The sequence below is a fragment of the Bacillus salacetis genome (genome assembly GCF_003581585.1).
In the GTDB taxonomy this organism is placed as follows: Bacteria; Bacillota; Bacilli; order Bacillales; family Bacillaceae_B; genus Rossellomorea; species Rossellomorea salacetis.
The window spans coordinates 58,263-80,586 of the sequence record NZ_QXIR01000006.1; the positions used below are offsets into that span (position 1 = coordinate 58,263).

Consider the following 22,324-nt stretch of genomic DNA (forward strand, 5'->3'; position numbering starts at 1 on the left):
AGGAGCTTCTTCGCCCTTTGCGCTTTTGTTTGTTATAAGGATTGCTTTCTTCTGAAAGCAGCCAGTGTAATGCTTATAGCTGTCAATAGAGTACCCAGGAGAAGTAGTTTGTAATGTTCAGTTCCTGTTACAGGAAGTTTTGCTCCTGCAGCTTCTCCGGATAGCTCTCGGTTGGGATTTTTCGTTTTTTCTTTGTGCCCATTTGGAGCTGGTTCAACTAGTGTATTTGTATCCCGATTTTCACTAGGTTTTTCAGGGGTTTTGGCCAAATCTCCAGATGCCAACTCTTTGCCGGATACTTCAAAAACAGCATACGTACTAAAGTGGTCCGTTTGAGCGATTACTTTTCCATCAACAAACCTGCCGGCAATCATCTCCCACTCTGAAGTATCTTCATTGTAATAAAATACTCTCAAGTTTTCCGGGTTCTTTACTTTAGATACATCCACTGAAAACTCCAGTGTCATCTCCTCATCAAATTGATGGTACGTCTTTCCATCTGCGGAAATTGTGAAATCATAAGCCGCTAAAGCACCTTCCGCCTTCATCGCTTTAACAGTGATTTCAGCTGTCTTACCCTCTGGAAGATTGATCGCAGGAATTTTAACCTTCACGTCAGTATTATCGACTTGTACTGACGCCCCCTGTTTTTGAAGGGTTTGAATTTGTTCGCGGCTCATCTGGATGCTGGCCGCTCCTTCCTTGGCTACCTCAATAGAAACGGTTGCTTTTTCTTCAATATTTTCTAAAGCAGCTGAATCAACCACGTATTTACCGGCTTTCTTCACTGCTTTTACTTTTTTGACTGTTGTCTTTTCAGGAACGGTTCCATTGGTTGGTTTACCTTTCACTGTGTCTTCTTTATCAGGCTCTTCAACAGGATTGTCCGTTGCATCATTTCCATTTTCATCGGGGCCTGAAGTATCAGTTGGTTCTTCCTGTGTGTCCTGATCCGCATCTTCAGCCGGAGGCGTTTTGGTTTCCTCTCCAGCTGCCAGTGTAGTGTAATTCTCATAAGTCTCCCACAGATAACCATCCTTGCCAAAGACATGGATAATCAATTCATAATTGCGTCCGGGTTCAAGGTCTGTGAATGTGTATGAACGGATGTCCCCGGAAACTTCATCAATAATTTCCCGATTCAAGCTGAGCCTGAATTTGTCAGCCTCCTCAAAGCCGTCATAGGTCCAGCCGACTTTAAGGGAATCTTCCCCTTCAACCGCCTCTGTGACCTTCACTTCGTTGTAGCTGTTGATCTCAATGTAGGTGCCGCCTGCTTCCAATTCTTCCTTTACTCTTCTCTCATCCGTGCCCTTTTTGAACGATAAATTTTCATTCGTGTTCTCAATCCGAATCAGGGATACACTCAAATCCTTCAAGAACTCGATGGAATCCATTGTCGTATCTTGAATCGTCATTGACCTAAGGGAAGAATCCATATTTGTCAGCCTGTCATAGTTGGACAGGTCTCCTTTGATCGTCAACTCTTCTAGTGATGGGAAAACCGCATTGATTAGTGCAGGATCAAACGGGTTTTCTCCAATACGAATGGAATAGACCTTTTCGAAAGTTCCATTAATCTTCTCAATAGGATTTCCGTTGATTCCCAAGAACCTGAGATTTAATGTTGAGAGAGCGTCAATATTGGTGATTTTGTTATTCGATACATCTAGTATTCCTAAGTCATTTATATTCCTTAAACCATTAACACTTATCAACTGGTTTCCGCTCAGGTCCACGTCTTCCAAATTAATCTGTGACAAGTCAGGTAAATCTTTCAAGCTGGATTCCTTGATTGTTAGATACCTTAACTGCTCCAGCTCTGATAAGAAGCTGAAATCTTTCACTTTGACCGATTCAAGCCAAAGGTCATTCACTTTAGTGAGCTGTTGGACAAAGGACAGGTCTTCAACCGGTACATTGTTGAGTACCAATGATTGCAGCTCTTTTGCCCCGCTGATGCTGGAAAGGTCGGTGATATCAGAATTTGCAATATAAATGCTTCTTAAATTTATTGCGAATTCAAGTCCATCAAGAGATTTGATATCCGGTCCGTCGATTCCAATGCTCTGAAGATTCTCCATATCACTCTGGTAGATAGTACGGTCAAGAAGCAACTCCTCTTTTACCAGCTCTGCCAGTTCTTGATCTGCAAAAGTCACTTCTTCTCCAGTAGGAGCGTCCTTCGTATCAATCGTAAAGCTCAAATTCCCGATCAATTCATCTTCCTTAAAGGCCTCAATTTTCACTTTGTATTCAGTGGCAGGCTTCAGGTCCTGGAGAGTGTACTCATGCTCATCTCCTGCCAGTTCAACAGTCTGGTCACCTGCAGTTAGAATCAGCTTGTCAGCTTCTGCATGGTACCCTCCTTTATAGCTGCCATAAAATCCGAATTCAGCTTTCGTGTCACTTACCCTGCTGTCTAATAAGTCCATATAAGCGGTCCCTGGATCCGCATAAACCATTACGCCTCTTTCTTCAAGGGCTGCAATGACCGCCTGGTTTGCTTCATTATCCTCTAAATAAAGCAGCCTGTCGGCAGATATCGAAGTTAGGGATTGAAGGCTCTTCAGCACGTCAATCGAATCGATATCGGTCCCTCTCACTGTGAGGTCGAGTAATGGCAGACCATCCAAGCTGTCAATACTACTAACAGGGTTATTATTAATGTATAGATAATTCAGTTCCTGCTTGTCTGCTAGATAAGACAAATCCTTGACGCTGTTATCATTCAAGTCGAGCGTGTGCAGCTTTTCCAGCCCTGCCAGTGGCGAGAGATCGGAAATTTTGTTGCTGCTCACATTCAATTCTTCCAGGTTTACAGCCGTTTCCAAGTCCGCAAGACTTGACACTTCTGCATATGGCACATATACAGTTTGCAAATGCTTCATATCACTTATGTAAATGGCCCTGTTTGGAATGTCCAGCCTATTTCGCACCTCTGCTTCAATCGCAGGCTCTTGGAACTCCACGATATCACCTGTAGGATTGTCTCTCCACTCAGTGTCTTGTTCGTCATAGGATCCATTTCCGTATCCAATATCGTCTTCAACTGGTGCATTGTACGTCTGCTCCCCCGTTTGGGTGATGCCGACAACTCCCTCCTCATTTTTTGCAATGATAATAATGTTGTAAGCAGAATGAGGCTCCAGGTCTTCAAACATGTATTGAATCTCTTTTTGATAAGGAATTTCCTCGAAAAAGTTTCTATTAAGATAGATTTCGAAATCTGTAATCTCTTCATTGCCTGCATGTATCATATCCAAAGTTATTTCTGTACCTTTTACAGAAGGAGTAACGTCGAGCCACTCACCATTGTTGACCCATACGTCCTTCCCTTGCAGAAGCAGTTCTTTATAGATGGCAAACTCTTCATAACTTGGCGACTCTCCGATATATGTAACTCTTTCAAGTTGATCAAATGACAGAAGCTCTTCTGGATTCATTAAAGGAGAATGATCGAATTCCAGCGAACTTATTGATTCAATTGAATTCAGTTGTGTAATATTTATATTGTTTTGATAGCGGAACTCGACACTATCCATATTCACTGCTTTTTCAAGCCCGGAGAAATCCGAAACCTCTCCGACCGCATTTGAAATCGTCAGGTGATTCAAGCCCAGTAAGTCTTCTTCTGTTAAAGTTCTATTATAAATTCCGAGCTGTTGAATGATCGTCTCCTCTAGATTGGCATCTGAGAAAAGACCTGAATCTTCCCTGCTCTGCTGTGAATCTTTTGTTTCCGGGTCCGATGGTGCCTGACCATCATCAGTTTCCGGTTCTGCTTCATCTTCAACTGCTGTTTCCGATTCTGAGACTGTTTCTTCATCTGCTAAACCTGAAGGCTCGGCAACTACAGCACCTTTAGGAATCTCGACAATAAATTCTTCTGATGTGAACGTATTATCCCCAATGGTCAATTCCATTTGATATGTATAAGCTTCACCAGGTTCAATCCTATAATCCCGGCTGTTATAGCGTGCAAAGATGGCATTTACAGGGTCTTCCATATACCCCACCTGTTCAGATTCAAGCGGATAAGGCTGACCATCTTTATAAATGATTAATGATTCCTCGTCATCCTTCATCTCAAATGTTTTAGCTGTTGACCATTGAAGCCCGACAAAACCTGCTTCCTCATTAAAATCGATTTCTGATACATAAAGTGAATTTATCTCTGCTCCAGCGTTCCCCTTAAATGGCATGATGATTGAAAAGAGAAACACAATTAGTACGAGAAGCTTGCTTATGTTGCTTTGTTTCACCAAATTACCCCCTTCTTCTATTTTAAAAAAACACAGTTACCCATTATACAGTCATTATCAGGGGGTTTCTAGTAAATAAAGAAAAAAAATCCATTTTACTAGATTTATTTACCCGGTTTCGAATTACCTATAAAGATTAATAGAACAAGCTTTTTAAGTGGGTAATAATGGTAATATCTACAAGCAGATTTTAAAGAATTTCTCTTTTTTTCTACAAATATCTAGTAATTTCTCCTCAATCTGATATGCTATTTTTTAGGACTATATTTGAAAGGAATTTACAAATGCGAGCAAAAAAACACGCTAAGAAGCGTAAGTGGTTGAAAGTTACCGGGATCATCTTTCTTTTGATCCTCATCGTTGGAGGAGCTTATGCTTATTATGTCTATCATACGTTGAATAAAAGTGTCGAATCGATGCATGATCCTATTGATAGGGAGAAATCTGATAAACGGACGAAGGATGTCAAATTTACTGAAAAAGATCCCTTTTCAGTCCTCCTGCTGGGTGTTGATGAACGGTCAAATGATGCCGGCCGTTCAGATAGTCTAATTGTACTTACCATCAATCCAGAACAGGAATCTGTAAAGATGGTAAGTATACCACGTGATACACTTACGGAAATTGTCGGCAAGGGCTATGAAGATAAGATTAACCACGCATATGCTTTTGGCGGTGTTGAAATGGCCATGGATACAGTGGAAAATTTCCTGGATATCCCAATTGACTATTTTGTGCAGGTCAATATGGAAGGGTTTGAGGAAATTGTCAATGCGGTAGGAGGCGTAACGGTTAATAATGACCTTGCGTTTTCTGATGGCGGATTTACCTTTGAAGAAGGGCAGATTGAACTGAATGGTGACGAAGCCTTGGCCTTTGCCCGTATGAGAAAGAAAGACCCCCGTGGAGACTTCGGACGCCAGCTTCGCCAGAGAGAAGTCATCCAGGCGATCATCAAAGAAGGAGCCAGCGTTTCAAGCCTTTGGAGATTTGATAATATCTTTGAAGCATTGGGTAACAACGTTAAGACAAATCTTACGTTCGATGAAATGGTCGACATCCAGAAGCATTATAAAGCGGCTGCTAAAGATATGGAGCAGATCAAGATTGACGGCGGCAGCGGACAGACGATTGACGGCATCTGGTATTATGTTGTGCCGGAGGAAGAAGTGCAGCGGATACAATCTTTGTTGAAGGAACATATGGAGATATAGATTTATATAAGGAAAAGGAGCTGGTCCATTAGGATTGGCTCCTTTTTGTCCTATTATTTTCCTGAAGGTTTTTACACTAAAATCCAGTTTATATTCTTGAAGAACACTATTATCATCTGTTTCTTTAACTATATGAATTTTACATAATAACCCCACAAGGTATCAGGACTCTATGAGGTATGAAGGTGTTGCAGCCTTGGAGTAATTTAATATCGGCGTACGGCCAATGGCACCCGGGGACAGTCCCCTGTTACTTTAAAGTAACAGGGGACTGTCCCCGGGTGCGTTAATTCGGTGAAGGAGTAAAGAAACTTTAGCTTTCGATTTAAAAAAGCCGGCCGCGTCGGCCAGCTTTTAACTTTGTTTTGCAAGTGTTAGGTCCTGTATTTTATTACTTATAAAGTTCACATATTTATCATCTTGCTGGAGTTCAAAAACAATCAAGGCTTTTTCCATATACTTGATCGCCTTTGCAATTTCTCCTTGAAGCTCATAGTTATAGCCGATATGATAATGTAACTCACCAAGCAAATACAAGGTATCTTTTTCCAGACACCAGTTGATAGCATCCTGGCAATGGGAAATTGAATCATCTATATTATTTAATCTTGTCAGGACCCGTGCAATATTGTAGTATAGCCTTGTTTTGATTGTGTAGTCATATATATATGGAAGTAAATTAATATGTTCCTTAGCTTCTTCAAATATTTTCAACGCATTTTCAAGATCACTTTTAATATAGATAGCTCCGATTGTTAGAAGGATCTCCAATTCCCGTTCAGACCAAATTTTTTCGGTTAGGTGAGTAGAGTCAATTGCCTGCCTAAGAGTTTTAATTGCTCCCTCTGTATCTCCTTTAACTTCAAATATATAGATTCCCTTATGCCACAAGAGAAGCTGCATATTCTTTTTGTTTTGAGCGAATAATGGGTTGGCCTCCTCCGCCTTTACAATTCCCATCATTTCATCATATTTAAGATTTCTTCTCGTCAACGTCAGCTGTCTGGAAACCTCTTGTACATAGTCGAGTCGGGGGGTTGTTCCGATATCAAAGAAATAGTTAACATCCACCCCAAGTTTTTGAGAAATTTGATAAAGGGTAGAGGCATAAGGATATACCAATCCTTTTTCAATTTTACTTATTTGAGCTTGTGTGCATATTCCTTCCGCCAGCTCTTCTTGGGATAAGCCTATATTCTTTCTTAATTCTTTTATCTTTTTACCCACTGCTGAAAAATCCATCACACATCTCCCCTAAAAATATGCCTAGAGTTATATTTTAATTTAAAAGTCATAGCAAAACTAAAAAATTCATACAAATTGTAGTCAATAAGACCCCAGGTCGGAATTTTACAAATTCTAAAAGTATGTTTTAATAATTATAACATTAAAATATTTTATCTTTTAACGAAAGGATGAAGAATAATGAAAAAACGTTTATTCGCAATCTTAGCTGCATCTTTCCTTGTTTTAGGAGTTGCTGGTGCTTCTGTAAGCGCTGCACCTGTTGGTCCTCAACAAGCTGAACTACCAAACGCATATTAATCTTAACTTCTAATGCAAGCACTCCTTATATCAGGGGTGCTTTTCTCTTTCTTCTAGCTTAGCACTCTCAGGAGTTCCTAACTATATTCTTTTAGGAATATGCCTCAAGTTATATAAACCGCAGAAAAACATTGTTATTCCCCTAAAATACCTCTTTTTAAAAGAATTTCTCTATTTTCAGCCAAAATCCTGCTATTAAAGAATTTGTTATGATAAAAGTACTAAATGATTAGGGAGGTTCGAAAGATGAGTGAAATTGAGATGAAGGTGATTCCGTCCTATATTGATGATGAATTGGCGATCGTATTCCACTTCGAGTTCAAGACATCACAGATGAAGGTTGGAGAAGCAACTGTTTACACATATAAACTCACAGACTCCCACTCGCAAACTGCTGGTCCCAAAGGATTCAGAAAGAATAAATATGCTGTGTTGAAAGAGCTTGAAATCCTCGAAGAGTATAGATATATCGCGTTGAATAAGGTTTCTCATTTCTTGAAAGTGATCGGAATCCCAGCGGTTGCCCAGGATTTGATTGCTTAAGTATAGTGTGAATGATGAAAAAATCTCCTTTCCATATTTTGGATGAGGAGGTTTTTTATTATGGGAAAAAATAAGGACTTTAGTATGGTATCCTTAAAGAAGAAGAATTAGGAAAGGGGACCATAAAATGCTGCAGGAAGATCCGGACTTAAATAAAGCTGTATTGAACTTAAACGGATATATAACGAAAAAAGATTTTATTAATCATAACCGCTATCACTTCAAGAAATTTCAACGCATAATGTTTGGGATTTTATTCATTCTTTTTATAGGAATAAACCTCTATTATTTGAGGGATGTCGAGGAAAGTATAGGAGTTAAAGGGTTTCTTCTTTTCTTCGGCATATTAATTTCTTTTATCATCACCTCCCTTTTAATTTTATGGGCTAAATTGGTCAACAGAATAAGGGCAGGCAAAGAATATACCAGCGACCAGTTGATTAAGAATGAAATATTCCTGACTATTTCACCTGAAGAAATCCAGCAAAAGATAAGGAAGTCTGTTAGCTACTTCCAGTGGAGCGATATTCTTTCGGTGCATGAACAAAAAGATATGTTTCGCCTATACATATCCAGTAATAAAGCGATTTTGATTCCTAAGACGTTTTTCAAATCCCAGGATGAGATAGAACAGTTAAGATCTCTTATTAAAGAAACTATGAGTAAAGAAAAGATTAAATTTAGTTGATTATATTAACTTAGAACGGTTTTCTTTCGGAAATCGCTTTTTTTATAGAAAAAACAGATATACCTTGTGCATATCTGTTCAGGTCATCGTTTTTCTGATTTTTGTTTCTGTAAGTACGCCTCTTCTTCCTCTGTTGAAAGAAGGCCTTCCGCTCTCCCGACAGAGCCATTCTGCAGAGACCATATCTCATTGTGATCATGATCTGCTTCACTGAAGTCCCCTTCCTGCCATTTAACAAGGATTTCTCTGTACTCCTGCTCATGTTTGTAATCACCTTTATCCAGTTCTCCCAGAAGGTATAGGATTCTTTCTTCCGTCATTTTATAGAAGGACCATTTCTTTTTCGCCTGGACTTTCTGGTGGCTCATTGCATGGATATACTGCTGCATGACTCCTTCGTTAATGGGTGAGATGAAAGGTTCCCCAAACGGATTCTCCGTATTTCCTTCGGCTTGTGTTTCCTCGCCGCTGAATTCCTCTGAAGTCCTGTCCCCTAAGCTCAGGTTGCCTTTACCGCCATTCTCATCAAAATAAATGTAGATGGAGCCTGCCGAAACAGTTCCTAGTAATAAGAAAATAAGTACAAATAATGCTGTCTTTTTCGCCTTGGTCATGAGCCTGCTTTCCCCCTCTCGTGTTTAGACGATGGATAATGCTTGACTGTCTCATTGATTATTAATTTCCTGAGACGGGAGAGCCCCCGAATGGCTGGGGGCATTATTCTGCCATCACCAGTTTTGATAAAATTTCTTGGTGACCTCTACTGTATGCGTACTGCCGCCACGGTCTTCCACATTCTCAAGCAGCATGGCCAGGACAAATTCAGGGTTATCCTGATCGTAACTGACGAATAGCCCGTTTTCTGTACCGGTTGTGCCCTGTTCGGATTTAATTTCAGCTGTACCTGTTTTTCCGGCTATTGCCTTGCCTTCAACTGCCGCTTTCCCGGCGATTCCTTCCGTGACGACTTTTCGAAGGTCGGTTTTCAGCAGCTCGGCATTTTCTTTAGATAATAGGTCGTTCTTCCATACCTCTTGTTCTGCTCCTGCTATCAGCAAGGGCTTCATCATGATGCCGTCATTGATTATCGCTCCGTAAGAGCTGGTCAAGTGCAGGACGCTCATAAGGATTTGACCTTGTCCGTAAGCCGAGTCTGCCAAGAGGATCTCTTTGTTGATCTCTCCTTCATTGGTTATCTGCGAAGCGGTGATCGGGTAGGCGAATGGGATGTCCTCCCCGAATCCAAAGTTCTTCAAGCCTTGCTGAAAGGTATCAGCGCCCATATCCAGTCCTGCTCTTGCAAAATAAATATTATCGGAGAATTTCAAGGCGCTTTCCAGGTCTACTTTTGTATCATTATCAAATACCCTCGTGACTTTGTAACCGCCCCATGATTCATCTTTCTGCCACTGCTTTCCTTCTATTGTATAAGCCTTGGCCGGGTCCAGTTTTCCAGAGTTCAATCCAATGGCGGCCGTAATGGGCTTCATGGTCGATCCCGGGGAGTAGGCATTCACGACACGATTAAGCAATGGCTGGTCAGGATTGTCCTGGAGAGCTTTGTATTTTGTTGATGAGATTCCCAGAGCAAATTCATTCGGGTCAAAGGAAGGGACACTGATCATCGACAGGACTTCCCCGGTGTTCGGATTGAGTGCTGCGGCCGTTCCCGTCTCGTCCTTCATTTGCTCATACAGCTCTTTCTGTAAATTTGCATCAATGGTGAGTTTGACGTCTTCACCCTGCTTGACCTCTTTCGTGGCGATGGTTACTGCATCCCCGCTTTCTTTTTCGATGAGGATGACCTTCCCGTCAGTCCCTCTTAATTTTTCTTCAAACAGTTCTTCAAGGCCTCTTTTACCGATCACTGCCTGGTCTGAATAACCTTTGTCTTTCAATTCCTCATATTCTTCGGCCGTTATTTTACCAGTATAGCCTATGATATGTGCGGTGGCTTCCCCATAAGGATACTCCCTGGCTTCTACTTTCTGGTTAAACACTCCGGTGATGGAGGTTAATTCGACGGCCAAGTCCCTGTTTGTCATCGGTATCTTTTTTAGCGGGACAAAGTGTTCCGGCTGAACCCAGCTTTGGTTCATCTGCTCCTCAATGTAATCAGGTGTGGTTTCAAGGAGATCAGCTACTTTTTGCATGTTTGCTTTGTCGAACTTTTCCGGAACCACCCCAATCTCGTACGCCTGGCCGTTGACTGCCAGTGCTATGCCTTCCCGGTCCTTGATATCCCCGCGCTCTGCCGGGACAGTCTGGATCCGGACTTTATCCCCCTGCTCCAGGTCGGGCAGGATGAGTGACGGGTCCCAGTTCAAATACCAGTTCTCCTGGTCTTCTTTCGTTTCCTTTACAAGTTCTACTTCTTTTTCATACTGTATATCTCCTGCAAGGGTCGTCATTTTTATTTCCACCGGGAAAGTGGCGGATTCCTGGTCGTCCCACTCCTGTTCTTCTTCGGGCTTGTCAAACTTCACTTGGAGGTTTTTCACCTCAAGGTCTGTGTAAAGATCCTTCGCTCTTTCAGAAAATTCTTCTTCGGAGTAGGTCTCTTTCGCACTCTGACTCAGGTAACCGCTGTGCATCTCAGCAAATTCCTGGTCATTCCAGAGCTTTACATATGCTTCAAGCCGCTCATCTGGCTGCGGCTTCTCCTGACAGCCCGCCAGAAATATCAGTGACATAAGGATGGATATAAATACGAATTTCTTCATTGTTTTCCCCCTTGTAGGATTTTCCATTAATTTATGTAGCTGATTTATTCTTATTTTACAGGTAATACCACCCAATTTCTAAAATTAGGCCTTTTTCTCAAAAAATTTATAAAAGAGGTTTAGCTTGATTTGAAAGGGGTATTTAGAGGATAAATAAAAAACCCTTCCTGGCGGGGAAGGGTCATTGAACGTTTATATATTTATGGTTTTATTTGCGGCCGTAGCCAGTGATCTTAGGATTCCAGTAGCTGTTGCTCATGGAAGTAATTTCGACTCCATCATTTCCTGAATGGATGAAGCTATTATTACCCATGTAGATACCAACATGCGAAATTCCTGGTTTGTATGTGTTGCTGAAGAAAATAAGGTCACCAGGCTGCGGGTTGCTCACACGGCTTGTCTCATTCCATAGTCCAAGGGCACTTGTTCTGCTTACGTTTTTGCCTGCTTGTTTGTAAACATAGTAAATGAAACCACTGCAGTCGAATCCGGATGGACTAGCGCCGCCCCAAACATATGGAGTTCCCAAATGTCTCTTCGCTTCATTTATTACGCCTACACTGTCATTTGAAGAACTTGCCACTTTAGTTACGACTTGCTTTGCAGATTCAGATGCTGCTTCTCCAGAGATTGATAGTTTTTGTCCCACACGGATAAGGTCACTGCTTAGTCCGTTATTTGCTTTGAGCTGGGAAACGGTCGTTCCGTGTTTCCTTGCAATATGGCTTAGTGTATCACCTGATACTACTGTGTATGTACTTCCGCTTGAAGTGGACACAGTTTTGGTTGGAGCTGCTGTAGATGTACTTCCAGATGCGCTTACTTTAAGGCGCTGGCCAGGGAAGATCAAGTCGCTGCTTAAACCGTTCCAGCTTTTCAGGCTGCTGACGGATACTCCGTAATTGTTGGCGATTCTGCCTAAGTAGTCACCGCTTTTCACTACATATGTTTTAGCGCTTGTTGAGGTGCTTGCAGGTGCAGAAGCTTTTCCCCCGACTTCCAGTTTTTGATTTACATAGATAAGATCCGAGTTAAGGTCGTTCCAGTTCATAAGTTCTGATACTGATACATTATATCTTTGAGCCAGATGAGAAAGAGTGTCTCCTGACTGTACTGTATGACTCGCTGCTGAGGCTGATGCTGCAAAACCAGTTGTTAACATTGCGGCAGTTGACAAAGCAATTAGTGATTTTTTCATAAAAAAGTTCTCCTTTGTTTCTCTGCTAAGATTTTTTTGTCATCAGAAATGCTTGTTATCTGATCACGAGAAACATTGTATCGCATGAAAAACAGGTTTTTTTATGGAAATGTTTACCTTGTAACTTACCAAATTCAGCCTATATTGGGTTTGAAATCTATGAGCCTTAGATACTACGGGAGTTTCAGAGAATTAGAAGAAAGATATTATTCAGAAAGTTATCGTTTTTGGATTATTTTACTAATTTTTTCGGGGTTGAAAGTGTAAATATACACTTAAAAACGTTGATTTAACGCGGTTTTGGAGGTTTTTTAGTGTAACAGCAATAAGTATAGTGTTACTATACTGTGATAGCTTTGTTACAAATATTACAATAGTTTCTTGTAGATTGCAATCAGAAAAATAAGTCCCTGTTCGCCAGAACAGGGACTTATTTAGTGGTTGATGCTTTAGTGCTTTAAAGCAGTCGGGGACAGTCCCCTGTTACGCTAAAGTAACAGGGGACTGTCCCTCCTCTTTGTTTAGGTGAACAGGCGAAATGTATGCAGAAGTATTTTTGAGAATAGAAAAGCACCTATATTTGTCTCACCTTCATTTTCAGGTGAAGGATTTTCGTCAAGGTCAGTATTAGTACTCTTCCCATCTATGTGATTATTCTCAGTTGTAATAAGATATTCTGTTACTATTTCCCCGTTCTGAATAATTGCTTGGTTTTGGTGTTTGCCATCGATTTGGTCCAGAAAGATATTATATTCAATGGAGTACTCATGAATAGGCTCATTAAACTTATACTCTAACGCTATTAACACCATAGGGGCATTCCAGTGTTTGACCAGCTCTATATTAGAAACCTTTCTTACTGGCTTTTTCTCTCCACTCCTGATTATCAGATTCTCATTAACTATTTTTTCTATAGATTCTTCTGAAAGACGTAATTCTTCCTTCGTTAAGTAACCATTCATATCTTTATCAACGCCAAGGTTTTTACCAACCGACAGTTCAGGTAAGTAAAGATCGTATGTCATCCAATTGTCGTTAACAATTATTACTGAATGTCCAACTGATTCAGAATATGCCTTAACGTTCATTGAATGCACAAACAATGGAATACAAATCAATAGAGTTATTACCTTTGAAAAAAAAGTTAGCTTCATCCCTTTCCCTCCTGCAAATAAGTCTACATCTATACATTATTAAAAAGACGTAAACCTACAATGGTTTTTCAGTTAAGAAATCATTAATATTTTCAAAACTTAGAACCTGCAGAATAAAAATATCAACCTAACTTTTCTTAGAGAATTCGTTCGATCAGCCAGTAGAGGCCGCACAGGCTTACTAGTGCCGACGCACTATACATAATCTGGGTTTGGTATCGCAGTTTCCGCATGTAACAGATGACCGGGAATAGGACGGAGAGTACGGCAATTTGTCCGATTTCCACTCCCAGATTGAATGAAAACAGCGGCATTGCAAATGAACCTTCCAATTTTCCGGCCAGGAAGTCGGCAAAACCAAAACCATGGATGAAGCCGAAGAGAAGGACGACAAGCCAGCGCCATTTCAACCCTTCTTCTCCCCTCTTCCTCGCCCAGATGTTTTCAACCGCAACATAGACAATGCTCAGGGCAATAAGCGGTTCGATGATACTGGGAGGGATGATCAGGATTTTCATGGCAGCCAAGCCCAGTGTTAAGCTGTGTCCTAAAGTGAAGGCCGTCAAAATTTTTACATAATCCTTCACTGAAGCTCTCATCAACAGAAGCCCCACAATGAAGAGCAGATGGTCGATCCCGCCCCAGATGTGCTTCATCCCAAGGACAAGATAATCTGCGAATCCAGTAGAACCGTTTCCTCCGCTGCCATTGTCACTGGATATGGAGGTTGCGGGTTCTTCTTTCTCCTCGCTTTCTACTGTCTCGCTTTTCTCCGTATTACCAGATTCTTTCACTCTATCCTCCTTAACTGCAGGTTCCGAAACCGCTTCTGCACCCTCTTCTGTTTTCTGCAGGCTTTCCACACTTCCCTTTACCACCTGTTTGTCAGCCGTAATGACGTACTCATTTGAAGCTGAACCATCTTGAACTGTCATGAAATTCTGGTGGTTCATATCAATGCCGTTAAAAAAATATTATATTGGACCTCGTATTCCGTAACCGGTTTGTCGAATCCAAATTCCAAATCTATATGGAACATCTGATAGTTCCAACGCTCGGCCATTTCTATTTTATTTATCGTTACAGCCGGCTTTTCACCGCTGCTTGTGATGAACAGGTTATTCATGACCAGCTGCTGGATGTCTTCCTTTGAACGGTTCACTTCATTCTCCGTCAGATACCCGTCCTGATCTTCATCGACTCCCAGTAATCCGCCGACCAGATCGGCAAGCAGATATAAATCATAATGGATTACATTCTCTTTAATGGATAACTCTGAGTAGCCAATCGATCCGGAATGAGCTTGTACCCCGATCGGCTGGATGATGAAAGACAAACATACTAACAGCAAAACCAGCTTAAAAAATTGAGCAAACTTCTTCACGTCATTTCCCCCTTGGATTGGTTTAACACGCTTTATGCTAGGGGATATTTGTAAACCCAAGATGAAGGGTTTATAAAGAAGTGTGAACTTTGTAAATTCCATATTAAGTAAATGTCTAAAACAGCGAGGTATTTCCAGAGGCGAAACAAATGTAGTGTAAATTTTCTTACAATAAACGACAAAATGATTTTGTTTTTTTATCAAGATTTACATTTTTTAAATAATTCACTTACAATTTCCTACTATTATTGGAAGGGAATTAGTAAATAAGGAGGGCATTATGAAGAATAGAAGATGGAAAAACTCGTTAAGGAAACTGTTCATCTATGTATGTATGGTTTCCATTGTGTTGTCGAATTTCTTGTTGACTGTGTCAGGCAAAGTGTCTGCTGAGGAAGGAACCGTCACGGTGGTTCCCAAAGCCGAAGCTGAAGAACAGACCGAACCTGCCGGCAATGAGGTTCAAATTGAAACCGATCCGGCAGAAGAAGCAGGTGAAACCCAGCCTGACAATCCGGAAACCGGGAACGGCACCAGCTCAGAGCCAGTTGCTGAGGAAACAAATGAACCAGTACAGACCGACCCTCCAGCTGAAGAGCCGCAACCCGCTCCTGAAACAGAAACAGAAGTCAAGGAAGAACAGCCTTCAACCGAAAATGAAGCTGCTCCAGCTCCAAAAACCCAGCCGGTTGAAAAGATCAGCGAAGCCGAACAGGCGAGCGAGGCTTCACAAAATGCTGCTCCTGATGCCAACCAAGAAGCAGCACCTGCTGAAGCCGAGCCTGCCGAAGATTATGAAAGTTTCCCTGAGCTTCTAATCACAGAAATCTCTCCCAACTCCGAGGGAGCAGATGACTATGAGTACTTTGAGCTCTACAACAATTCTACCCAGCCAATGAATCTCGCAAACTATGCTTTCGTCTATACATATACAGATGGAAGTTATGCGGACAAACTTTTCTCCGTGCCTGCAACAGTCATTGAGCCGCAGGGAAAGCTTGTTTTTTGGACGAATAAAAACGGAAAAACCCTTGCTGATTTCAATGCGCACTTCGGTCTTTCCCTGACAAGCGGACAGGTTATAGAAGTCAAAGACCCCAATGCTCCCGGCTTCGCTAACGGGGGAAACCGCGGATTGACCATCACGGATCATACAGGCAATGAAGTGGTTTCAGCAAATTACCTGCCTGGTGAAACCGGGAATGACGGGACCGTAGTCGAGTATAAATATCCTGTAAGCGGGACGGAAATGGCAAGAATGCAGACATTGGCTGCTCCAGTTCCCGGGACTCTTCGTGAAGGACAAGTTCCTGCCTCTCCTGTGACGCTCGATGCAATTCCCGAGGATACAGAAGCACCGGCAATAAACCATGAGCCTGTCACAGAAAGCGAGCCATACACGGACATTGCTATTCATGCAGATGTGACAGATAACATGGCTGTTCCGACAGCAACATTATTTTACAAAAAGGAATCAGATACAGAGTTCAAGAGCCTTGCTATGTCGGGAACTCCTGATGACCTTACCAGGTTTTATGGTGTCATCCCCGGCAATGAAGCCGATGGGAACATAACCTATTACATCGAGGCGCAAGCCGGAGGACTTACAGAATCAACAGAGCCGGCAGTGATTTCAGTAGAAATTCCTGAGGAAACGTACAGTGAAAGTGAAATGCTCATCACGGAAATCTCACCTGATTCACAGGGTTCCGATCACTATGAATATTTCGAGATTTATAACAATTCAACACAGCCTATGAACCCTGCAAACTATTCTTTTATTTACCATTATGTTAGCGGTACTTATGAAGATTTGACCCTTCAGGTCCCTGCAGTCTCGATTGCTCCTCAGGAGACAATGGTTTTCTGGTTTAATTCCCAGAATCTTTCTCTTTCCGACTTTAATACTAAATTTGGCGTGAATCTGACGGGAAGTCATGTTCAGGAGTTTTCCGGAACCGGGTTCACTGGATTGGCCAATGGCGGAGACCGCGGTCTGATCATCAAGGATCATGATGGAAATGAAGTGATTTCTGCAACCTATCTAGGAGGCGAATCCAATAATACAGGAGCAGTCATTCAGTACCTTTATCCTGCAGCAGGAACAGCGATGGAGAAGTTTGCCGTACTGGCTTCCCCCACTCCCGGCACCTTTGATCCTGCGCAGGTTCCTGTAAATCCTGTTGTGCCAGATAAAAAGCCGGAGGATACAGAAGCCCCTGTCATCGCACATTCAGCGGTAGTATCCAGTGAAGCATTTGCACCAATATCCATTGAAGCAACGGTCACTGACAATATGGCCGTTCCATCTGCACAGCTTTTTTATAAAAATGAAGCTGATACAGAATTCACTTCAATTGAAATGATGATGGATACGGAAAATGCCGACAGCTTCTCCGCAGAAATCCCAGCCTCGGCTGTTGGCGGTAATATCACTTATTATATTCAAGCTTCTGACGGTTCGCTTACAAGCCAAACAGAAGAAGTCACTATAGAAGTAAATGTACCGGAAGAAACATACAGCGACCTTCCGCTGCTGATCACAGAGCTTTCGCCTAACACTGCAGGCGGCGGAACAGATTACTATGAATTCTTTGAACTCTATAACAATACGACTCAGCCGATTTCAACTATTAATTACTCATTTGTCTACAAATACACGGATTCCGGAAGCGAAAAGATCTTCCAGGTACCGGAAGTGACAATCGAGCCTCAGGAATCAATGGTTTTTTGGTATAACAATGGCGCAAATACCATCGAGGACTTTAATGCTCAATTTGCTTCAGCTCTTACTGCCGAAGAACTTATCCCTTTTAACGATGGTATTTTCCCGGGGTTTTCCAATGGCGGAAACCGTGCGCTTATCATCAGGGATAATGAAGGAACTGAAATGGTTTATGCTGATTACTTGGGAAGCGACAATGATAATGATGGCGGGGATATTCAGTATAAATTCCCGGCTTCCGGTACAGTGATGGATAAATTCGAAGTCCTTGCTGCCCCTACACCTGGGGCTGTTTCAGGCGCTCAGGTCCCGGTGACACCGATTGATACGGACCTCATAACTGATGAAGAAGCACCAGAGATCGAACACACACCTGTCACAATGGCAGATGCTTTTGCACCGCTTGCCATTGAGGCAACTATTACCGATAATATGGCCGTTCCTGCAGCGACACTTTTTTATAAAAATGAAGAAAGTGAGGACTTCAAGTCCCTTGCCATGACGGCAGGCACCGAGGATCTAAACAGATACTCAGCAGAAATACCAGGGGCGGAAGTAAGTTCAAATCTTATGTATTACATCGAAGCAACCGATGGGAATTCTACTATCGAAACGGAACAGCATGAAGTTGCGGTGGATAAGAAAGCCGTGGATTACAGCAAGGTTCCAAGATTCCTTGTGACCGAGATTGTACCTGATTCTACGAACGAAGGCACAGCCGACGGGTACGAATTCATTGAAGTGTATAACAATACCGATAAAGACATGAACTTCAAAGATTACAAACTGCAATACCGTTATGGAGCAGATACCGCAAGCGATGTCGTATGGGCGTCTGTGCCCGATGACTTTGTGCTCCCTTCACAGGAAACAGTTGTTTTCTGGATCATCAATTCTCAAAATGGAGACAAGACGGTCGCTGATTTCAACACGAATTATGGGTCAAGCCTGGTTGAAAATGAAGACATTGTCAGGATTTACAGTGACGGTATGGCAAATGGAAGCATGAGGGGACTTGTCGTTGCTACAAATGCCAAGGAAGAAATCACTGTTTCCTATTACAATGACCAGACAGGCACCGACGATACCCTGCCTGATAAGGGAATACTTTATAAGTATCCTGAGGATGGTTCCACGGAATCCGTGAAGGTCAGCGCAGGTGTTGAAGATGCTACTCCCGGTACTGTGGAATCCTTCCAGGTTCCTGGAACTCCTGTCCATATCGAAGCCGACACGGTCGATCCGGTTATCGAGAACAAAACAAGTGTGTCAGAAGTACAGCAGACAGATGATATTTTGATTGAAGCAGCAGCTTTGGACAACGCAGAAGTCAAATCTGTCAGACTTTTCTTCCGTACAAACGGTGAAACCGAATTTCAGGAAGTGCTGCTTCCACTTAACCCGGAAACACACTTATATGACAACACAATCTATGCTGCTGACTTGATTGGAAAAAGCAGCCTTGAATATTACTTCATGGTTTCTGATGGATTCAATGAAGTCACCAGCAACAATTACACAATTGATATCGAGAACAATCTGGATGATGCAGATCTTCGCTTGAATTTGGAGAATCAGGAGATCGTTTCAGGCATAAAGGTGCTTAAAGGGACATCGAAAGAGGACTTTGCTAAGGATGTCCAATTATTCATCGATGACATTAAAGTCCAAAGCAGCAGCTACAATGCCTTGGAAAATGAAGCTTATCTTGCCCTTGAAGTAAACGGATTGAATACCTATTTCCAAAATGCTGTCACAATGGGCGAGGACATCCTTTACCTTATGGATAAAGACTGGCTGACTCATTGGAAAACCTTTACGATTCCAGTAGAAGCGGACAGATTGCAGATCGGCGAAAACGTCATCACGGTCCGCGCTGGCAACAAAGCCTCCCCATTCCAATTGGAGGAAGATGAAGAGAACCGCGATGATTACAATTTGAGAAACGTCAGGTTGATTTTAGCTGATGGAACAGTGATCAGGGACGCGGCCAAAAACGATCCCTCTCAAGTCTTTGATATGGGTGATGATGGCACGTATCGTCCTTTTGAGGATTTCACTTTCACCTTGACTGACGAGCATGCTCGATCAAAAGCATTTGCCTGGGATACCACGACTGTTGCAGACGGCAGTCATACAGTTAAAGCCGCAGATAATGATGAAGAAGTGCAGACTATTGTCCAAGTGGATAATACCGCTCCTGAAATCACGTCGAATATTGAAGACAATAAGTCGTACAAGGGTGCTTTTACAATCGACGCGGATGCAGTCGATGCAATTGCGGGCGTCGAGTCGCTTCAGGCCATGCTTGATGGAGAAGAAGTCGCCGTTCCATACGAAACATCTTCTTCCCAACTGGCAGCAGGTGAACATGTATTTAAAGTAACCGCTGTTGATAATGCAGGAAACAAATCGGAGAAGGTGGATCACTTCTCAGTCAATAATGAAAATCCGGATAAACCTGAATTGATTTCACCTTCAGACGGTGCTTCCACCCCTGTGGACGGCGACCCTCATTTGAAGGTAAAAGTAACCGACCCAACCGGTGATGATATGGATGTGACGTTCTATGAAGGCTATCAGTATACAGCAGAGAATGCCGGTTCTGTGAAAGCCTTTAAAAATGTCACGGATACAGAGCCTCCTAACAGGATGGTGCCTGACGGCGAAGAGGCTTTCTCAAACGACGATATTTCATTGGTATCGGAACTGGATGGCAGCTATCTTACAACGGATTCTTCCACTGGATTCCCTTATCACCGCTTTGATGTGACACTGGATCCTTCCATTGATGAAAGTGATAAGATGGAATTGGTGTGGAAAGGCCAGTCACTCCAAGGCAGAAAGGTTTCCATGTATGCATGGAACCATGCGAAGAGCAAGTGGATCCTCCAGACCTACAAGATTGCAGGCACGGAAGATTTTGAATTGAAGGCGGATATCACTGTTGGTGATTATGCAAAGGATTCCAAGATCAATGTATTGGTACAGGATGAAATCCCAAGTTCTCCTGAAGAATATGACTATACATTTGTTTGGATGTCGGATACTCAGTATTATTCAGAGAGCTATCCATACATTTATGATCAGCAGACCAAGTGGATTGCCCAAATGCGGGATGAGATGAAAATCAAGTATGTCTTTCATACCGGAGATGTAGTCGATGAGGCCGATAAAGTCGAACAGTGGCAGTATGCGGATGAATACATGCGCACTCTTGAAGACAGCAATATCCCATATGGTGTGTTGGCAGGGAATCATGATGTCAATCAATTGACCAACGACTATACTGAGTTTACTAAGTGGTTCGGTGCAGACCGTTTTGAAGATGAAGACCATTATGGCGGAACTTATAAAAACAACAGAGGACATTATGATTTAATTTCTTCTGAAGGAAATGATTTCATTATGCTTTACATGGGCTGGGGCGTCCAGGATGAAGACCTTGAATGGATGGACCAAGTCCTGAAAGAACACCCGAACCGCAAAGCAATCCTGAATTTCCATGAGTACCTGTTAGTATCAGGAAACCGCAGCCCTCTTGGGAACAGGATTTATAACAAGGTTGTCGAGCCTAATGAAAATGTGGTCGCTGTCTTGAGCGGACATTACCATGACTCCGAGACGTTAATTGATGAAATCGACGATGACGGCGACGGCACGGCAGACCGTGAAGTGTACCAGATGCTTGGCGATTACCAGGGCGGGCCTGAAGGCGGCCAGGGTTATCTGAAGCTGATGCACTTCGACCAGGATAACAACAGGGTGATGATCAACACGTATTCTCCTTATCTGGATGATTACAATTTCTATGAGCCTGGCGAGTTCCCAGGCAAAGATGAGTTGACCATGCCTATGGATCTCACGGTGGAAGAAAAGCGCGTTGCTACGGATTACTTCTCTGTCAATGTTTATACAGATGAAGTCATCGGTGAGCAGGAAGCAGTCGAGAACGGCGGCACAGCTGAACTGGTCTGGGAAGGCTTGGATGAAAACGAAAGCTATTCCTGGTATGTAACAGCTGAAGACCGATTCACCGGCCAGGTTGTTTCTGATATTTGGACATTCACAAAGGGAGTGGATGAGGAAAATCCTCCTGTTGAGCCGGGTGATCCATCTGATGATGGCGGTGAAGATGATCCAAGCAGCCCTAGAGACCCTTCGGATGGTGGCGGTGAAGATGATCCAGGCAGCCCTTCTGATGGTGATGAAAATGGCGGCGGCCAGGACCCTGCCGATCATGCCAATGATAATCAGCAGGAAGATAACGAGGATAGCGGTGGTAACGGTGATGGCAACGGAGGTACGGATCAGGATTCGTCTGGTGCAGATGACGAAGGTTCCGAGAAAGACGATTCGAATTCTGGTCAGGATAAAAAAGAATCCAATCACGGAATTGGATCGCTCCTTCCTGACACAGGTACCGCTTACTACCTCTATCTTACTGTCGGAATACTAATCACAACCGCGGCGGCAGCAGGTATGATTTTCATTAGAAGAAGGAAGAACCAGCTGCAGCATCAATAGATTGGAAGATTAGCGAAAAGCCCCCAGCTCCTCTGTTGAGGAGCTGGGGGCTTTAACGCTTTAAAGCACTCGGGGACAGTCCCCTGTTACGCTAAAGTAACAGGGGACTGTCCCCGAGTAAAAAAAGTGGTAATGTGTTAGACTGAGAGAAAAATACAAATCTTGGAGGTGACTCATCTGTGGACAGAGATAAGTTGACGATGTGGTTTTATTTAATCCATGGTCTGGGCCCTGTCGTCTTTTTTATCATATTTGGAATTGGTTTTTTTCTTTATCCTAACATTTTGTACATATTGCAAGTATCGCCTATCCCTTTATTGATAGTCATTGACATAGTCCTGTTAATGAAGATTAAAAG

The 22,324-nt window shown here is 42.6% G+C and carries 12 protein-coding genes; 4 read left to right on the forward strand and 8 right to left on the reverse strand.

The window, feature by feature from the left end; all coding sequences use genetic code 11:
- Nucleotides 1-32: 32 nt before the first annotated feature.
- Nucleotides 33-4,265, reverse strand: coding sequence for a leucine-rich repeat domain-containing protein (locus D3H55_RS06310; protein ID WP_119546070.1), 4,233 nt, complete (start codon nucleotides 4,263-4,265; stop codon nucleotides 33-35).
- 284 nt (nucleotides 4,266-4,549) lie between these two features.
- Here D3H55_RS06310 and tagU point away from each other — a divergent pair, with 284 nt between their 5' ends.
- A complete protein-coding gene (gene tagU / locus D3H55_RS06315; RefSeq protein WP_119546071.1) occupies nucleotides 4,550-5,479 on the forward strand; it encodes a polyisoprenyl-teichoic acid--peptidoglycan teichoic acid transferase TagU in 930 nt (309 codons plus the stop codon).
- A gap of 354 nt (nucleotides 5,480-5,833) precedes the next feature.
- Here the strand turns inward: tagU and D3H55_RS06320 are convergent, their stop codons facing one another.
- On the reverse strand, nucleotides 5,834-6,721 hold the full coding sequence (locus D3H55_RS06320; protein ID WP_119546072.1) for a helix-turn-helix domain-containing protein: 888 nt from the start codon (nucleotides 6,719-6,721) through the stop codon (nucleotides 5,834-5,836).
- 549 nt (nucleotides 6,722-7,270) lie between these two features.
- Here D3H55_RS06320 and D3H55_RS06325 point away from each other — a divergent pair.
- Both D3H55_RS06325 and D3H55_RS06330 read left to right on the forward strand, forming a co-directional pair.
- Nucleotides 7,271-7,567 (forward strand): hypothetical protein, encoded by a 297-nt coding sequence (locus D3H55_RS06325; protein WP_119546073.1) that lies wholly within the window; start codon nucleotides 7,271-7,273, stop codon nucleotides 7,565-7,567.
- 127 nt (nucleotides 7,568-7,694) lie between these two features.
- Nucleotides 7,695-8,255: a YcxB family protein gene (locus D3H55_RS06330; protein ID WP_119546074.1), complete on the forward strand. Its 561-nt coding sequence runs from the start codon at nucleotides 7,695-7,697 to the stop codon at nucleotides 8,253-8,255.
- Nucleotides 8,256-8,338: 83 nt separating this feature from the next.
- Here the strand turns inward: D3H55_RS06330 and D3H55_RS06335 are convergent, their stop codons facing one another.
- The 6 genes from D3H55_RS06335 to D3H55_RS06360 all read right to left on the reverse strand — a co-directional run bounded on the left by D3H55_RS06335 (nucleotide 8,339) and on the right by D3H55_RS06360 (nucleotide 14,714).
- A complete protein-coding gene (locus D3H55_RS06335; RefSeq protein WP_119546075.1) occupies nucleotides 8,339-8,869 on the reverse strand; it encodes a DUF6241 domain-containing protein in 531 nt (176 codons plus the stop codon).
- A gap of 114 nt (nucleotides 8,870-8,983) precedes the next feature.
- Complete coding sequence (locus D3H55_RS06340) at nucleotides 8,984-10,978, reverse strand: penicillin-binding transpeptidase domain-containing protein (RefSeq protein ID WP_119546076.1); 1,995 nt, start codon at nucleotides 10,976-10,978, stop codon at nucleotides 8,984-8,986.
- 208 nt (nucleotides 10,979-11,186) lie between these two features.
- Nucleotides 11,187-12,176, reverse strand: coding sequence for a C40 family peptidase (locus D3H55_RS06345; RefSeq protein WP_119546077.1), 990 nt, complete (start codon nucleotides 12,174-12,176; stop codon nucleotides 11,187-11,189).
- A 521-nt stretch (nucleotides 12,177-12,697) separates the two neighbouring features.
- Nucleotides 12,698-13,330, reverse strand: a complete 633-nt coding sequence (locus tag D3H55_RS06350; RefSeq protein WP_119546078.1) for a hypothetical protein — start codon at nucleotides 13,328-13,330, stop codon at nucleotides 12,698-12,700.
- A 137-nt stretch (nucleotides 13,331-13,467) separates the two neighbouring features.
- Nucleotides 13,468-14,265, reverse strand: coding sequence for a HupE/UreJ family protein (locus D3H55_RS06355; protein WP_168412981.1), 798 nt, complete (start codon nucleotides 14,263-14,265; stop codon nucleotides 13,468-13,470).
- 14 nt (nucleotides 14,266-14,279) lie between these two features.
- Nucleotides 14,280-14,714 (reverse strand): hypothetical protein, encoded by a 435-nt coding sequence (locus D3H55_RS06360; protein ID WP_119546080.1) that lies wholly within the window; start codon nucleotides 14,712-14,714, stop codon nucleotides 14,280-14,282.
- Nucleotides 14,715-14,994: 280 nt separating this feature from the next.
- Here D3H55_RS06360 and D3H55_RS06365 point away from each other — a divergent pair, with 280 nt between their 5' ends.
- A complete protein-coding gene (locus D3H55_RS06365) occupies nucleotides 14,995-21,966 on the forward strand; it encodes a lamin tail domain-containing protein (RefSeq protein ID WP_119546081.1) in 6,972 nt (2,323 codons plus the stop codon).
- Nucleotides 21,967-22,324 lie beyond the last annotated feature (358 nt).

Bases quoted from the DNA above. Each gene is read 5' to 3' on its own strand.
- D3H55_RS06335 (WP_119546075.1), bottom strand. From the start codon at position 8,869: ATGACCAAGGCGAAAAAGACAGCATTATTTGTACTTATTTTCTTATTA.
- D3H55_RS06340 (WP_119546076.1), bottom strand. From the start codon at position 10,978: ATGAAGAAATTCGTATTTATATCCATCCTTATGTCACTGATATTTCTG.
- D3H55_RS06345 (WP_119546077.1), bottom strand. From the start codon at position 12,176: ATGAAAAAATCACTAATTGCTTTGTCAACTGCCGCAATGTTAACAACT.
- D3H55_RS06365 (WP_119546081.1), top strand. From the start codon at position 14,995: ATGAAGAATAGAAGATGGAAAAACTCGTTAAGGAAACTGTTCATCTAT.
- D3H55_RS06320 (WP_119546072.1), bottom strand. From the start codon at position 6,721: ATGGATTTTTCAGCAGTGGGTAAAAAGATAAAAGAATTAAGAAAGAAT.
- D3H55_RS06325 (WP_119546073.1), top strand. From the start codon at position 7,271: ATGAGTGAAATTGAGATGAAGGTGATTCCGTCCTATATTGATGATGAA.
- D3H55_RS06330 (WP_119546074.1), top strand. From the start codon at position 7,695: ATGCTGCAGGAAGATCCGGACTTAAATAAAGCTGTATTGAACTTAAAC.
- D3H55_RS06350 (WP_119546078.1), bottom strand. From the start codon at position 13,330: ATGAAGCTAACTTTTTTTTCAAAGGTAATAACTCTATTGATTTGTATT.
- D3H55_RS06355 (WP_168412981.1), bottom strand. From the start codon at position 14,265: ATGACAGTTCAAGATGGTTCAGCTTCAAATGAGTACGTCATTACGGCT.
- tagU (WP_119546071.1), top strand. From the start codon at position 4,550: ATGCGAGCAAAAAAACACGCTAAGAAGCGTAAGTGGTTGAAAGTTACC.